Annotated in this window: 12 protein-coding genes; 10 read left to right on the top strand and 2 right to left on the bottom strand. The window is 54.7% G+C overall.

All coding sequences use genetic code 11. The features are described 5' to 3' along the window. Positions 1–2 precede the first annotated feature (2 nt). On the top strand, positions 3–1,214 hold the full coding sequence (locus ACTU44_RS00935; protein ID WP_336079523.1) for an MFS transporter: 1,212 nt from the start codon (positions 3–5) through the stop codon (positions 1,212–1,214). An 86-nt stretch (positions 1,215–1,300) separates the two neighbouring features. Here ACTU44_RS00935 and ACTU44_RS00930 read toward each other — a convergent pair whose 3' ends face one another. After that, entirely contained in the window at positions 1,301–2,104 is an 804-nt protein-coding gene (locus ACTU44_RS00930) for a TSUP family transporter (RefSeq protein ID WP_114096215.1), read from the bottom strand. A gap of 216 nt (positions 2,105–2,320) precedes the next feature. Here ACTU44_RS00930 and ACTU44_RS00925 point away from each other — a divergent pair, with 216 nt between their 5' ends. From ACTU44_RS00925 to gyrB, 8 genes are all read left to right on the top strand, one after another. Beyond that, positions 2,321–3,478 (top strand): YHYH protein, encoded by a 1,158-nt coding sequence (locus ACTU44_RS00925; protein WP_462096432.1) that lies wholly within the window; start codon positions 2,321–2,323, stop codon positions 3,476–3,478. Between the two features lie 70 nt (positions 3,479–3,548). Next, positions 3,549–4,388, top strand: coding sequence for a bifunctional DNA-formamidopyrimidine glycosylase/DNA-(apurinic or apyrimidinic site) lyase (gene mutM, locus ACTU44_RS00920; RefSeq protein ID WP_462096431.1), 840 nt, complete (start codon positions 3,549–3,551; stop codon positions 4,386–4,388). A gap of 208 nt (positions 4,389–4,596) precedes the next feature. Beyond that, positions 4,597–5,373, top strand: coding sequence for an enoyl-CoA hydratase (locus tag ACTU44_RS00915; RefSeq protein ID WP_114096212.1), 777 nt, complete (start codon positions 4,597–4,599; stop codon positions 5,371–5,373). A 186-nt stretch (positions 5,374–5,559) separates the two neighbouring features. Beyond that, positions 5,560–5,820: a 30S ribosomal protein S20 gene (gene rpsT, locus ACTU44_RS00910; RefSeq protein ID WP_101246850.1), complete on the top strand. Its 261-nt coding sequence runs from the start codon at positions 5,560–5,562 to the stop codon at positions 5,818–5,820. A gap of 392 nt (positions 5,821–6,212) precedes the next feature. Further along, complete coding sequence (gene dnaA / locus ACTU44_RS00905) at positions 6,213–7,748, top strand: chromosomal replication initiator protein DnaA (protein ID WP_462096430.1); 1,536 nt, start codon at positions 6,213–6,215, stop codon at positions 7,746–7,748. Between the two features lie 337 nt (positions 7,749–8,085). Next, positions 8,086–9,204: a DNA polymerase III subunit beta gene (gene dnaN, locus ACTU44_RS00900; protein ID WP_114096210.1), complete on the top strand. Its 1,119-nt coding sequence runs from the start codon at positions 8,086–8,088 to the stop codon at positions 9,202–9,204. 63 nt (positions 9,205–9,267) lie between these two features. Further along, entirely contained in the window at positions 9,268–10,428 is a 1,161-nt protein-coding gene (gene recF, locus ACTU44_RS00895) for a DNA replication/repair protein RecF (RefSeq protein WP_114096830.1), read from the top strand. Positions 10,429–10,447: 19 nt separating this feature from the next. Further along, positions 10,448–12,904: a DNA topoisomerase (ATP-hydrolyzing) subunit B gene (gyrB, locus tag ACTU44_RS00890; RefSeq protein ID WP_114096209.1), complete on the top strand. Its 2,457-nt coding sequence runs from the start codon at positions 10,448–10,450 to the stop codon at positions 12,902–12,904. Between the two features lie 171 nt (positions 12,905–13,075). On the opposite strand, the gene ACTU44_RS00885 is transcribed toward gyrB, so the two are convergent. Then, on the bottom strand, positions 13,076–13,480 hold the full coding sequence (locus tag ACTU44_RS00885; RefSeq protein WP_462096429.1) for a TRAP transporter large permease subunit: 405 nt from the start codon (positions 13,478–13,480) through the stop codon (positions 13,076–13,078). On the opposite strand from ACTU44_RS00885, the gene ACTU44_RS00880 reads away from it, so the two are divergent. Further along, complete coding sequence (locus ACTU44_RS00880; RefSeq protein WP_462097426.1) at positions 13,379–16,261, top strand: type I restriction endonuclease subunit R; 2,883 nt, start codon at positions 13,379–13,381, stop codon at positions 16,259–16,261. The two genes, ACTU44_RS00885 and ACTU44_RS00880, sit on opposite strands and share 102 nt — an antisense overlap. Positions 16,262–16,475: the final 214 nt, after the last annotated feature.

Genomic DNA, 16,475 nt, shown 5'->3' with positions numbered 1-16,475 from the left:
ACATGATCGACATCGCCACCACCCGGGGATTTCCCGGAAACTTGCCGATTCTCGCCCTTGCCCTTGCATCCTTTGGCATCGGCACGACCGAATTCGTCATCATGGGCCTGTTGCCCGATGTCGCACTTGATCTGGGTGTCAGCATTCCGGATGCCGGACTTCTGGTGACAGGGTATGCGCTTGGCGTGACCTTTGGCGCGCCTTTCCTGGCCATCGCAACGGCCCGGATGGAGCGCAGACGCGCGCTTTTGCTGCTGATTTCCATCTTTATCCTTGGCAATTTCCTGTGTGCCGTAGCCCCGGATTACTGGACCCTGATGGCGGCCCGCGTCGTCACGGCATTTTGCCATGGCGCTTTCTTTGGTCTTGGTGCGGTTGTGGCATCAAACCTTGTCGCACCCCATAAACGGGTTCAGGCCATTGCGCTTATGTTTTCGGGGCTGACACTGGCCAATGTGCTGGGCGTTCCGTTCGGGACCGCGCTTGGTCAGGAACTCGGATGGCGTTCGACCTTCTGGGCTGTTGTGGCAATTGGCGTCATTGCTGCGGCGGCACTTTATGTTGCCCTGCCGCGCAGGATTGCGGCATCAACCGGAAGCCTGTGGGCCGAAGCCAGATCACTTGGCAAGGTTCAGGTGCTGTTTGCGATGCTGATTTCTGTTCTCGCCTCGGCCAGCTTGTTCAGCGTCTTTACCTATATCACCCCGATGTTGCAGGAAATCACCGGTATCACCCCGCGTCAGGTCACCTATGTCCTGTTGCTGTTCGGGGTTGGTCTGACGGTTGGCAATTATATTGGCGGGCGACTGGGTGACTGGCGTTTGATGCCTGCGATCATCATCGCTTTTGTGCTGTTGATCGTGATCCTTGCCATGTTCACTGAAACCCTGACCGAAATGATTCCGGCGGTGATCACGGTGATGCTTTGGGGGGTGGTTGCCTTTGCACTCGTTTCTCCGCTTCAGATGCGGGTGGTGAACGAAGCATCCGAGGCCCCTAACCTGGCCTCGACCCTTAATCAGGGTGCCTTCAATCTCGGCAATGCCGGGGGTGCATGGTTTGGTGGTCTTGCGATCACGCACGGCGTTTCCTATCAGCATATTCCATGGCTTGGTGCCGGGATTGCGGTTCTCGCACTGCTGTTCACGGTCTGGAGCCATTTGCTTGATCGTGGTGATGAAGTCTTTGCCGAAAGCGGTGCCAATGCCTGCTAGGTTCTGAAGTCATCAGACAGAAACACAAAACCCGTCAGCCTTGCGGTTGACGGGTTTTCTTATGGCTTGCGGATTTTTCGGTCGGTTTATCCGACCCAATGACGCATCTGATCCCATGTCTGGCTGATGGTCGGGCCATATTGATCAATGATCAGCTTGATCGAAATCGCAATCGATGTGACGACCAGTAGCGGACGGACCAGACGTGCACCGACCTTCATCACCAGATGTGATCCGATCTGTGCGCCGATCAAGGCGCCAACTGCCATCACGGCACCGACGACCCAGACAACCTCGCCACCGGCAATGAACATCACAAGGGATGCAAAGTTCGAAGTGAAGTTCAGTACCTTGGTATGTGCGGTCGCCTTGGTCATGTTGAAGCCAAGCAGGGCAACAAAGGCGATGGAGAAAAATGATCCGGTACCCGGACCAAAGAACCCGTCATAAAACCCGATGCCAAATCCGGCGGTAAAGGCAAAGGTCGCCTTGCTGATCAGCTGATGGGCGTCTATGTCGCCGACCCGTGGCGAAAACAGGAAATAAAGCGCAATCAGGATCAGAAGACCGGGCAGGATCGTCATCAGAATGCCCGGATCAAGCATCTGCACCAAAATCGTGCCAAGCGACGATCCGGCAAAGGTCAGAACGATGGCCAGAATCATATCGCGCGGATTGACGTGACCCTTGCGAATGAAATTAAGCGACGCGGTAAAGCTGCCAAAGCTTCCTTGCAGCTTGTTGGTCGCCAGTGCCTGTGCCGGGCTTACCCCCGCCCAAAGCAGGGCCGGAATGGTGATCAGTCCGCCACCCCCTGCAATAGCATCAATACAGGCGGCAAGGGCGGCAACGCCAAACAGGATCGCTAGAAGATCAAAACCAAATTCCATGGGGCGGCTTTCGTAAATAGGTCATCGCGCAAAGGGTGGGGCAAGGCGCGATTTGAAATCCCGAACGCGGGTCTGACATGGGGTGTCAACGACGCCGGGCGTCGCCATCATATGGTTTTGTGGATCGACGTCCAGTCGAAGATGACCGCCTTGTTGCGCCCATGATACTCTATGGTGATCAGGTCGTGACCGGGGAAGTGATCGGGGGAAAGGGTGATGAAGATCTGGCTTTTCGGATTGGCGTTGATATTGGGCGCGATAAACCCGGCCAATGCCCACGAAATCAAGAATTGCAAATGTGACGAGGCCTGCTTCACCGACGAGATTTCCCATCTGGCCTGTGATCGCGACAAGGTGCGATTTTCGGCCAAGGGTCTGCCCGATCCGTCCCATCCTGTGATGACCGGCATTACCGCCAGCAATCAGCAATTCCCCGCCGCCCATGATTTTGAATTCGAAATTCTGCAACATCCCCAACTGGCATCCCGACCAACCATGACCGAGGCCGGGCCAGTTGGGGTTGCCATCAACGGGGTGCCGATTTTTGATCCGTCGACACAAGGTCCGGTCAATCCGCAAACCGGCAAACGTCCATCGGCCTTTACCGAGGGCGAGCTTGATGAATGCGGCGGTCATGCCGGGCGCGGCGATGACTATCATTACCACATCGCGCCAAGATGCCTGATCAATGACCTTGGTCGCCAATGGGTCGATATTGATAAAAAGCCGGTTGGCTATGCCATGGACAGCTTCCCGATTCTTGCCCTTGGCTGGTTTGAACCTGCCAATTCGGTCGAGTCCCTGCTGGATGCCTGTCGTGGCATGAAAGATGACAAGGGATCCTACTTCTATAATGTCAAAACCACGCCGGACTGGAATGTTCTGAATTGTCTTTCGGGCACGCCACGCGGATTTGCCCGGGATCGCTGGACCATGCGCCGCGACCGCACCGGACAGGATATTGTCGGTCTGCCGATTCCCTTTGAAATCAAAACCGCGTCGTCACAGTCGTTTGGCGGGGATGTTTGCCGGGTGATGACAGGGACCTTGCGCGGTGAACAACTTTTGCAAAGTAATGGCACGACCAAACGGATTGATCGTCAGGACGGCGCGCTCTTTTATTGCAATGCCGCCTGCTATGGCCTGTTCTTCGAGGCGGACCGCGCATCTTCCATTCGCGGTAGGGCAATCTATTACGATTATATTGATGATGCCTGCCCGGCGGGTTTTGACCTTGCCTCGCTTGCGATCTTTGAACCCTATCTTGGGTCTGCCCAGTCACGCAAAGGTCCGGCCGGCACTGGCAAGGCCGGGCCGGGGCCAAAACCGCGCCCCGATGGACAACCGGGGAATGGTCCGCCACCACGCAATTGAAATTGGTCCTTATTTTGCGGTGGATTCTGGTCTAGAAAGTGGGACGCTTTCATTTAGACGAGTTCCAGATATGCCCGAATTGCCAGAGGTCGAAACAGTTACCCGTGGCCTGACCCCCGTGATGGAAGGCCATGTCGTCGACCATGTGGTGCAACGTCGTCCCAATTTGCGCTTTCCGTTTCCCGACGGTTTTGTCGACCGGATGGCCGGGCGCAGGATCAATCAGCTGACCCGGCGGGCGAAATACATTCTGGGCTATCTTGATGATGGACAGGTTCTTTTGATCCATCTGGGTATGTCGGGCCGCATGACCATCCATAACGATCCGGCAACAGACGTCCCTGCACCGGGCAAGCATGACCATGTCGATTTTGTCATGCAGGATGGTGCAGTTGTGCGCTTCAATGATCCCAGACGCTTTGGCGTCATAACATTGATTGCTGCCGATGAGGTCGCCAGCCACAAGATGCTGGCCGATATTGGCCCCGAACCGCTTGGTAATGCCTTTAACAGTTCGGTGCTGGCAGAGGGGCTGGCACGTCGCGGCAGTCCGGTCAAAACCGCCCTGCTTGATCAGAAACTGGTCGCGGGTCTTGGCAATATATATGTGTGCGAAGCCCTGTTCCGGTCCGGTATCGCACCGGACCGTCTGGCAAAGGATTTGAAGCCCGGCGAGATTGATCGCCTGTATCGCGAAATCCGTCTGGTTCTTGAAGACGCAATTGCCGCCGGGGGATCAAGCCTTAAGGATCATCGTCAGACCAATGGCGAGCTTGGCTATTTCCAGCATAATTTCCGTGTCTATGGCCGCGAGGGCGAGACCTGCATTGCGGATGGCTGCGGCAGCACAATCGAGCGGATTGTTCAGGCCGGGCGGTCGACCTTTTTCTGTCCGACCTGTCAGAAATAGGGCCAGCTTTGCCCCGTCCGGTGTTCTTTTGTCGTATCTGGCACCCCCGATGGTTTGATCGCCGGCATCTTTTGATCCAGATCGCGGATGCTTTTATGCAGGTTCGGTTGCGGCGCGTGATCGAATTCGGTAAAACAGTATCAAAATATGGTTTCAGACGAATCGACCCCCAGAAAACCGGGTTGATCGCGTATAAAGGATCACTGGCATGTCATATGAAAACATCATCGCCGAGAAAAAAGGCAATGTCGGGCTTATCACCCTGAACCGCCCGCAGGCACTTAATGCGCTGTGCGCTGCCCTGATCACGGATATCGGTGCGGCCCTTGATGATTTCGAATCCGATGAAAACATTCGTGCCATCGTCATTACCGGATCGGAACGGGCCTTTGCTGCCGGTGCCGATATCAAGGAAATGGCCGACTACACCTATATGGATGTCTATAAGAACGACTTCATCACCAAGGGCTGGACCCGTGTGGCCAGCTGCCGCAAGCCGACCATTGCCGCTGTCGCCGGATTCGCGCTGGGCGGTGGCTGTGAACTGGCGATGATGTGCGACATCTTGATTGCCGCAGATACCGCCAAGTTCGGTCAGCCGGAAATCACCATCGGCACCATCCCCGGTGCCGGCGGGACCCAGCGCCTGACCCGTGCAGTTGGTAAGGCCAAGGCAATGGAAATGTGCCTGACGGGTCGGATGATGGATGCCGAGGAAGCCGAGCGTTCCGGACTGGTCGCGCGAATCGTCCCGGCCGACTCGCTGCTTGAAGAAGCGCTTAAAACAGCTGAAAAGATCGCTTCCTTCTCGGGGCCGGTATCGATGAAGGTCAAGGAATCGGTCAACAAGGCCTATGAAATGACCCTGACCGAAGGCCTGATGTTTGAACGTCGTGAATTCCATTCGACTTTCGCACTCGAAGACCGCGCTGAAGGCATGAAAGCCTTCTCTGAAAAGAGAAAAGCCGATTTCAAGCACCGTTGATTGTGCAGTGATCGCTACAAGTTGACCCCTGATTCCGGTACTGCATATCTGTGTTGCACACCAACAGAGTCCTAAACCGCAGAAAATAGGGCGTCGACGCGGTATCGGGGGTTGACGAGGGTTTCGGACAGAGCTATAAGCCGCGCTCCGAATTACGTAACATTTGTTTGAAGAGACAGGTTCGCAATGGCTCACCATAAATCGGCCAAGAAGCGCATTCGCCGCAACGCCGCCCGTGCAGAAGTCAACGGTGCACGTATCGGTCGCATTCGTACCTTCGTTAAGAAGGTCGAAGCTGCGCTGAACGTTGGCGACAAAGATGCTGCTCAGGCTGCGATGAAAATCGCCGAGCCGGAAATGGCGCGCGGCGCACAGCTCGGCGTTCTGCACAAGAACACCGTTGCTCGCAAAGTTTCGCGTCTGACCGCTCGTATCAAGGCGCTTTAATTTATCCCTTACGGGATGGCGAGTCGAAGGCCGCACCTTTGGTGCGGCCTTTTCGCTGCCCGGATTCCGGAGAATCACCTTTTGTTCCATGATTCCGCGGGTGGAAGAAACCGCAGAAAATAAGGAACGTTTTGGTGCCGTAATCCTTTTAACGTTCTGTTAAAGATCGCCTTGCCTGATGTGGGTCGCATCAGTACAGTGTTTGGACTTCGCAGGCCGCGCAAAGCGGCCCGAGACGAAGAACCAAAAAAACAAAAGGCGCGAGTACGCTTCCACGATTTTGCGGAAGACCAGCGTGTTGATCACAGCCGTGATGAACGCGATCCAGTACCATTTTGTCTTTTGCAGATTTGTTTGTGTGGAATTTTGGGATATCGGGGAAGGTTCAAACAGTGCAGCACGCCGTGAGGGGAACGCAATCGGCACTCGGGCAGTCCAGTGGGGGGATGCAGGGTGACCAGCAGGCAGCACTTGATGATCATACAGTTGCAATTTGGCAGGTCGTTCGCGAAAAGCTGCGCGCCGAGTTTGGTGCAACAGCCTATCGCTACTGGCTTGAGCCGGTTGCCCTGATCGGTGTTGAAGCAGGGGTCGCGCGTCTTGGTGCGCCAACACGCGCCATGCGTGACTGGGTCACCCAGCATTATCTCGACCGTATTCAGGCCTTCTGGCACGCCGAAGATGCCAATGTGCATTTCGTCGAAATCAACATCATTTCCGGTTCCGGCAACAACGCGTCGACAGTAACGGCAGATAGCCCGGTGTCGGCATCGGTTTCCGGTAACACGATGTCGGTCAGTGCACCGGCACCGAAAACGGTTTCCGGTTCCAATACCAATTACCGTACCGAAAGCCAGCCGCCGGCATCGGGCCGCACCGCCATTGCCAGCATGTCTGATGATGGTATTTCGGCAGCCCTTGATCCGCGCTACACGTTCGATAACTTTGTGATCGGCAAACCGAACGAATTTGCCTATGCCGCGGCCCGCCGTCTGGCAGAAGCCGAATCGGTGCCGTTCAACCCGCTGTTCCTGTATGGCGGTGTCGGTCTTGGTAAAACCCACCTGATGCATGCGATTGCCTGGCATATCCGCCGCACCCAGCCGCATCGCACGGTGATTTACCTGTCGGCCGAGAAATTCATGTATCGTTTCATCCGCGCACTGCGTGACAAGAATACGGTCGATTTCAAGGACCAGTTCCGCTCCGTCGATGTGCTGATGGTTGATGATGTCCAGTTCATCTCGGGCAAGGATTCGACCCAGGAAGAATTCTTCCACACCTTTAACGCGCTCGTCGATCAGGGTCGTCAGATCATCGTGTCTGCCGACAAATCGCCGTCTGACCTTGAAGATATCGAAGAACGCCTGCGTTCGCGCCTTGGTTCCGGTCTGGTTGCTGATATTCATGCAACCACCTATGAGCTGCGCCTTGGCATTCTCGAATCCAAGGCAGAACGTCAGGGGGTCGAACTTCCCCAGCGCGTCATGGAATTCCTTGCGCACAAGATCACCGCAAACGTGCGTGAGCTTGAAGGTGCGCTGAACCGTGTGATTGCTCATTCGCAGCTGGTCGGTCGTGAAATCAGCCTCGAGATGGTTCAGGACGTTCTGCATGACGTTCTGCGTGCGTCCGAACGCCGTGTCTCGATCGAGGAAATCCAGAAACGCGTGGCTGAACATTTCAACATCAAGGTCTCGGACATGCATTCGGCCCGCCGTGCGCGCGCAGTTGCCCGTCCGCGTCAGGTTGCGATGTATTTGTCCAAACAGCTGACCACCCATTCCCTGCCGGAAATCGGACGCAAGTTTGGTGGGCGTGACCACACCACGGTCATGCATGCGGTCCGCAAGATCGAAGAACTGCACAGCTCCGACCCGTCGCTTTCCGAAGATATCGATCTTCTGCGCCGGATGCTCGAAGGTTAGGTATTCCTTGCGCCACATCGCGTTGCTTTTTGGCTGTGATGTGGCGGGAAACCGCCCGGTTCTGCGGATGGATTTCCGGGCTGTGATGGTGGTAAATTTCCCCCGAAACACATAAGCGAAACTGCGAGTCGCGCAGTATGCGCCGCTTTGCGCGTTTTGGGCGTAAATTGGCCCGGCGACTCCTTTTATTTGCTTGGGTTTAAGCCGTAAAAATCCTTCGATTTCGTGCCATGCATGTTATAATGCGCTTTCCTTGCCCGGAAGGGTGGGGGTCAGGTGAGAAAACTGATTAAAAATCAATTTGTTAAACTAATACTGACAGACGGATAGGACGGGCATGAAGCTGACCATCGAACGCGCGGCTCTGTTGAAATCGCTGACCCATGTTCAAAGTGTTGTTGAACGACGCAACACCATCCCGATTCTGTCCAATATCTTGCTGCGGGCAGAGAATGATCGTCTTTCCCTGACCGCAACGGATATGGACCTTGAAGTCGTCGAAACCACGACGGCCGAAGTTTCCGAAGCCGGGGCGACAACCACACCGGCGCATACGCTGTATGAAATTGTCCGCAAACTGCCCGAAGGCTCGCAGGTGCAGATCGCGCTTGAGCCCGGCGCCGGTCGTCTGACCCTTGCTGCTGGCCGGTCGAAATTCAATCTGGCTGTTCTGCCGGTTGATGATTTCCCGGTCATGTCGGGTGGTGATCTTCCGGTGACCTTCGGTCTTGCTGCTGCTGAATTGCGTGGCCTGATTGATCGCGCTGAATTCGCGATCTCGACCGAGGAAACCCGTTATTACCTTAACGGTATCTATTTCCATGCCACCGACGCCGAAGGCACCAAGATCCTGCGCGCGGTTGCAACCGACGGGCACCGTCTGGCCCGCGTCGAGGCACCGCTTCCTGATGGCGCGGAAAACATGCCGGGCGTCATCGTGCCGCGCAAAACCGTTGGCGAGCTGCGCAAGCTGATCGAGGAAACCGGCGAGGCGGTCGATATCGCTCTTTCGGATACCAAAATCCGTTTCGGTTTCGGCAATGCAATCCTGACGTCCAAGCTGATTGACGGCACCTTCCCGGACTACGAACGTGTGATCCCGTCGGGCAATGACAAAACCCTTGATATCGAATGCAAGGCCTTTGCCGATGCGGTTGATCGTGTCTCTGCGATCTCGATTGAAAAATCGCGCGCGGTAAAGGTCGTTCTGTCGGGCAATACCCTGACCCTTTCGGCTTCAAGCCCGGAACATGGGACTGCGTCCGAGGAACTTGAAATCAATTATGATGCCGAGGACATCGAGATCGGCTTTAACTCACGCTATCTGCTCGACATTGCCAAGCAGGTTAAGGGCGATACGCTTAACCTGCTGATGTCGGACGGCTCAAGCCCGACCATTCTGCGTGATACCGATGACCTCTCGGCATTGTATGTTCTGATGCCGATGCGTGTTTGACGGTAAGCACGATACGCTGTGGCTGTTCTTGCCAATAACCTCATGCCAAAAGACGGTTCGTCCATGACAAACCGTCTTGCCGTATCCCGTATCCAGCTCAGCGAGTTTCGCTGTTACGAAAGCTTGCGACTGTCGCTAAGCGGGGCACCGGTTGTGCTGACAGGGCCCAATGGGGCGGGCAAGACCAATCTGCTTGAAGCTGTTTCCTTGCTGGCACCGGGCGGCGGATTGCGCCGGGCCAAGCTGGGTGAAATCGCGCGCAGTGTCCCGCCCGCCGACAATGGTGCGACCCGTGCCTGGGCAGTGGCTGCGGATCTTGAAACGCCGGACGGCGTGTTTCAGGTCGGATCGGGCCTTGATCCGGCAGCCCTTGAGCAGGGGCGTGAACGCCGTGCAGTCCGCATCGACGGTCAGGCCCAGCGTGGTCAGGCTGCATTGGGACGGGTTTGTGCCGCTGTCTGGCTGACGCCACAGATGGATCGCCTGTTTCTGGACGGGCCTTCGGCGCGCAGGCGTTTTCTGGATCGGCTGGTTTACGGCCTTGATCCCGATCACAGTAGCCGCGTTGCTGCCTATGAGCATTCCTTGCGCTCGCGCGCCAAGCTGCTCAAGGAAGGCAAGGGTGATGACAAATGGCTGGCCTCGATCGAAGATTCGATGGTCCGTCACGGCATTGCGGTTGCGGTTGCGCGTGCTGAACTTCTTGCCCGTTTGAGCCGGGCCGGAACCATGGCCATCGGGCCATTTCCCGCCGCACGTCTGGCGCTGGCGGGCGATCTTGAAGACTGGCTGGAAAAATATCCGGCCATCGAGGTCGAAGACAGAATGCGGGCTGCATTGCGCGACGGACGTGCGCGAGATGCGACCTATGGCGGGGCGATAGTCGGCCCTCAACGCAGTGATTTGCTGGTTTGGCATGATGCCAAGGGACAGTCGGCAGATCAATGTTCCACCGGGGAACAAAAGGCGTTGTTACTGTCGATCATTATGGCCAATACCCGCCTGCAGACAAAGGCACGCGGGGCTGGCCCGCTGCTGTTACTTGACGAGGTGGTTGCGCATCTGGATGCAGAACGCCGCAAACACCTGTTTGACGAAATCGTGGCGCTTGGCGTCCAGGCCTGGATGACAGGCACGGACCGGGCGCTGTTTGAAGGTTTGGACGGTCGTGCGCAATTCTTCCGCGTGGAGAATGCCACATTGTCTTTGGAAACCAATCCGTGAATGCCGAGGTTGTGACGCTATGACCAACGAAACAGAAACTCCGAACATTGCCGAACCGGCACAGGAGTACGGTGCAGAATCGATCAAGGTTCTCAAAGGCCTTGAAGCGGTGCGCAAACGCCCGGGCATGTATATCGGGGATACCGATGACGGAACCGGTTTGCACCACATGATCTATGAGGTCGTCGATAACGCAATCGACGAAGCCCTTGCCGGGCATTGTGACACGGTCTGGGTCCAGCTGAATGGCGACGGATCGGCCACCATTCGCGATAACGGCCGTGGTATTCCGACCGACATGCACAAGGAAGAAGGCGTTTCTGCCGCCGAGGTCATCATGACCCAGCTCCATGCCGGCGGTAAGTTCGACCAGAACTCCTACAAGGTTTCCGGCGGTCTGCACGGGGTGGGTGTTTCGGTTGTGAACGCGCTTTCCACCCTGCTGAAATTGCGCATCTGGCGTAATGGCAAGGAACATTACATGGAATTCTCGGGCGGTGACGCGATCAAGCCGCTTGAAGTGGTTGGTGATGCGCCGCTGACGGCTGACGGGACGCCGCTTTCGGGCACCGAAGTCACCTTCTATCCCGACGGTAACATTTTCACCCAGCTTGAATTCGATCTTGCAACGCTTGAGCATCGCCTGCGTGAACTGGCCTTCCTGAACTCGGGTGTGATCCTCACACTTCGTGATGAACGCCATGGTGAACCGGTCGAAACCAAGCTGCATTACGAAGGCGGTATTCGCGCCTTTGTCGAATATCTTGATCGTAACAAGACTCGCCAGATCGAAGAATCCATCGTCATTGAAGGCGAAAAGGACGGCATCACCGTTGAAGTCGCCCTGCAGTGGAATGACAGCTATCACGAAACCACGCTCTGCTTTACCAACAACATTCCGCAGCGTGATGGCGGGACGCATATGGCCGGTTTCCGTGCCGCTTTGACCCGACAGATCAACAACTATGCCCAGGAAAGCGGTATCGCCAAAAAGGAAAAGGTTGCCCTTTCCGGTGATGATGCCCGCGAAGGCCTGTCCTGCGTGATCTCGGTCAAGGTTCCTGATCCGAAATTCTCGTCCCAGACCAAGGACAAGCTGGTTTCGTCTGAAGTCCGCCCGGTTGTTGAAAACATCGTCAATGACAAGCTTCAACAGTGGCTCGAAGAACATCCGCAGGACGCACGCAAGATCGTCACCAAGGTGGTCGAAGCTGCATCTGCCCGCGAAGCAGCCCGCAAGGCCCGCGAACTGACGCGCCGCAAGGGTGCGCTTGATATCTCGTCCCTTCCGGGCAAACTTGCTGATTGTCAGGAACGCGATGCGTCCAAAGCCGAACTGTTCATCGTGGAGGGTGATTCCGCAGGTGGTTCGGCAAAGCAGGGCCGTGAACGTGGCTTCCAGGCGATCCTGCCGCTGCGCGGCAAGATTCTGAACGTTGAACGCGCACGCTTTGACAAGATGCTTTCAAGTCAGGAAATCGGTACCCTGATTACCGCGATGGGTACCGGGATTGGCCGCGATGACTTTAATATCGAAAAGGCCCGCTACCACAAAATCATCATCATGACCGATGCTGACGTCGATGGTGCGCATATCCGGACCCTGCTTCTGACCTTCTTCTATCGCCAGATGCCCGAACTGATCGAGCGCGGCTATCTTTATATCGCCCAGCCGCCGCTTTATCGCGCCAAACGTGGCAACTCGGTCCAGTATCTCAAGGACGACCGCGAGATGGAACAATACCTCACCGCGCAGGGTACCGAAGAAGCGGTTCTGACTCTTGCTGGTGGTGTGCAGGTTGCCGGTCCTGATCTTGTCCGTATTGTTGAACTGGCCCGCAAGGCCAAGGGTCTTCTTGAACCGCTTTCGATCAAACTTCCGATCTCGGTTCTTGAACAGGCAACCCTTGCCGGTGCGCTCAACCCCGCCCTTCTTGATGATGATGGCAAGCGCGCCGATGCAGCACAGATTCTTGCAACGCATCTTGACAGCCTTGAAGAAGATTTTGATCGCGGCTGGCATGGCGAAGCGCCAATGGATGAAATTGTCATCTGGCGGATGTTGCGTGGCGTTGAACAGCGTCACGTGATTGATGGCAATATCCTGCGTTCTGCCGAAGTCCGTGCGATTGCCGGTCTTCTTGGTGAATTGCGCGAAACCTTTGAAAAAGGTGCGGAATTCGTGGCCAAGGACAAGACCTGGAAAATCAATGGTCCGGTCGATCTGGTCAATGCGGTCATGGAATTCGGTCGTCGCGGCATTTCAATCCAGCGCTATAAAGGTCTGGGCGAAATGAACCCCGATCAGCTGTGGGAAACCACGCTCGACCCGAATGTTCGCTCGCTCCTTCAGGTCAAGGTCAACCATGCCGACGAGGCCGAAGAAGTCTTCTCGACCCTGATGGGCGACATCGTCGAACCACGCCGCGACTTCATCCAGTCCAACGCACTCAAGGTCGCAAACCTCGATGTTTAAGACCGGCTCTTGTGTGAATTGACTCATAAAACTGGAAACGCGACACATAAATCTGGAATCTGTGACGCATAAAATTAGAAAGCCGGAGGTGATACCTTCGGCTTTCTTTGTTATGTCCTAAAACATCCCCACCATCATTCAAAGGTGGCGGACGCAAGCTGATCGCCAGAACTACTTGGCCATGAAGTTTGAAATCCATGGGAACGCGCTTAGCAAAACCAGAATGATCGTAACGGCCAGCAAGAACGGCCAGAGTGATTTCAAGATGCGTCCTGCGGAGACGCCACTCATGGATGATGCGCCGACCCCCACGGGCGGTGTCAAAAGCCCAAGCGTAAGATTAAGGCACATGACCACCCCGAACTGGTAGGGACTGATATTGAAATCATTCATGGCGATTGGCAGCAAAATCGGTGAAATCAGGATGATGGCTGCAATTCCGTCAATCACCATGCCAACAAACAACAGCACCAGATTGACGATCAGAAGAAACAGCAAAGGATCGCTTGTGATCGAGGTGATAAGTGCTGCCAGTTTCTGGGGAAGTGCTTCATAGATAATGACCCAACCAAACACATTCGCCGCCGTCCTGACATCATTGGCTTTGTCAACGGCCTGCCTTTGATGTTTGTCGAACTGAAGCGGCCTGACAAATCACTGCGTCGCGCCTATGACGACAACTTCCTAGATTATCTCGACACCATCCCGCAGCTCTTCCATTTCAACGCCTTCGTGGTGCTTGGAAATGGCGTTGAGGCGAAGGTCGGCTCAATCTCTGCCAAATATGAGCATTTCAGCGACTGGAAGCGTCTGGCAGAGGGTGACAAGGGCGTTGTGCAGATGGAGACCCTGATCAAGGGGATCTGCACACGCGAAAACTTCCTCGATATTTTCGAGAACTTTATTCTCTTCGATGAGAGCACTGGCAAGCTCGCCAAGATCGTTGTCCGTAACCATCAATATCTTGGGGTCAACCGCGCGTTACAGTCTGTCATTACTCGCAAAGAGCGTGACGGAAAGCTTGGTGTGTTCTGGCATACGCAAGGGTCCGGAAAATCCTACTCAATGGCGTTTTTTGCGCAGAAGGTGCGCAGAAAGCTTGGGGGTGATTTCACATTTCTTGTGCTCACCGACCGATTGGACCTGGATAACCAGATTTACAAAACCTTCGCGGGTGTAGGGCTTGTTAATAATGACAGGGACCCTTGCCGAGCAGAGAGCGGTGCAATGCTCAAGACGTACTTCGGCGAACAGAAGGCTTTCATATTTTCACTGGTTCACCGGTTCAACCAGAAGATCGAAGATGGCGAAGAATATTCGACCCGTGACAACATCATCGTCATGACGGACGAAGCGCACCGGAGCCAGTATGGCACCTTGGCAATGAATATGCGCGATGCGCTGCCGAATGCCAGCTATATCGGGTTCACCGGAACGCCGCTATTTACCAGTGACGAGATCACACAGTGCGTGTTCGGCGGTTATGTTTCGACCTATGACTTCCAGCGCGCGATTGAAGATAACGCAACACTACCGCTTTATTACGATGCGCGGGGGGATAAGTTGGGTCTGTCTGCCGAAGGGCTCAACGAAAAGCTATCCACTGCGATTGAAGAGGCGGAGATTGAAGACGCGGATGTCGCAGCGAAGCTCGAAGATGAGCTGAAACGCGAATACTACGTCATCACGGCAGAGATGCGTTTGCATCATATTGCGGAGGACTTCGCCACGCATTACTCGACCAACTGGGAAACCGGTAAGGCTATGTTTGTGGCAATCGATAAGATCACCGCTGTTCGTATGCACGGCTTTATTGAAGAGGCCTGGAAAGCGCGTATCGAAAGTTTGGAAGCTGAGCAGAAGAACGCTCGCGACGATCAGGATCAGGCGGTTCGTGAACGACAGATTTCCTGGATGCGCGATACCGAGATCGCCGTTGTTGTCAGTGACGAACAGGGTGAGGTAGATCGGTTCCGCAAGTGGGGCCTTGATATTGGATCGCATCGAAAACTGATGAAGGAAGGGTTCCTTCTCGAAGACGGCAAGCGGCTGGATGTGGAAAGCGCTTTCAAGCGCGAAGAGCATCCGTTTCGCGTAGTGATCGTGTGCGCCATGTGGTTGACCGGTTTTGATGTGCCGTCACTCTCGACGCTTTACCTCGACAAGCCCCTTCAGGCCCACACCCTGATGCAGGCTATCGCCCGCGCAAATCGTGTGAAAGAAGGCAAGAACAACGGCCTGATTGTCGATTACTGCGGCATTCTCAAGAACCTAAGGAAAGCGTTGGCAACCTTCGCAGGCCACTCGGGCGAAGATGGCTTTGATGGTGAGGGGCCGGAAACCGATCCGCTCCATCCTGAGGAAAAGCTACTTGAGGAGTTTTCAGAAGCCATCGAGTTTGTTCGCAAGCTTTTGCAGGACAACGGCTTTAAGCTCGCAACGCTAAAGACCGCAACAGGATTTGCCAAAAACAAGGCGCTGGTTGATGCAAAAGAAGCGGTCAATATTGATGACGAAAGCCGAAAGAAGTTCGAGATTGCCGCGCGCTCGGTCTTTCGTAAATACAAGGCATGTCTGACATTTGAAGGTGTACAGACTTATAAAGCCGACTGCGATGCGATTAAATTCATATACAAGACCCTTCAGGAAGATAAGGACAAAGCCGATACCTCCGAGATCATCCAGAAACTGAATGCAATTGTCAGTGACGCCATCGACGTCAAGGCCGACGTAGATTCAGGTGACAAGGTTTTTGATATCTCGAAGATCAACTTTGACCTGCTGCGCAAAGAGTTCGCGAAGAGTGAGAGCAAGCGTTCAGATGTTCAGGATATGAAGACGGTTGTTGAAAATCGGCTGCGTAAGATGTTGATGCAAAATCCGCTGCGCGTTGATTTTCAGGAACGCTTTGACGAGATTGTTCGCGATTACAACAAGGAAAAAGACAAGAACACCATCGAGGCGACCTTTGAAGCTCTTATGAAGCTGTCAGCTGAAATGAGTGAAGAGCAGCAGCGCCACTTCAAAGAAGGGCTGGATAGTGAAGAGCAGCTCGCAGTTTTCGATATGCTTCTAAAGCCTGACCCTTCGAAGGCCGAAATTAGGAAGATCAAGTCGGTGGCGGTTTCAGTTTTGCGAGAAATCGAAGCTCAGATGCGTGATGTGCAAGACGTTTTCGCGAAGGTATCGACGCGTGATCGACTCAAGCAGTCAATCTACGACCACCTTTACGATGACCGGACCGGACTACCCGTTGACTCGTACAGCGAAGATGATCTGGCTCAAAAGACAGACCTTCTCTTTCAGTTTGTCGAACATCGTGCAGCTTACTTCCAACCTCATGCTGGCCAGGCGTAACCAACCCAAATTCCCGCCTTGCGTGTTTCCCATAGATTAAATGTCGCTGAAATAGTGGTTGTAACTATCTGGCTTGCACCGATAGATTGATATCCTGCGACCTGCTTTTGACGGCTCAGCGCTTTATAGCCAGTTAATGCCTACAAAAACCAAATGACGACGTCTGGTTCGAAGAACAAAGAGTTTTCGTGGAAATCGACGTTATTAGAGGGGG

The organism is Thalassospira sp. SM2505 (assembly GCF_054901115.1).
This window is presented reverse-complemented; position numbering and strand designations above follow the sequence as displayed.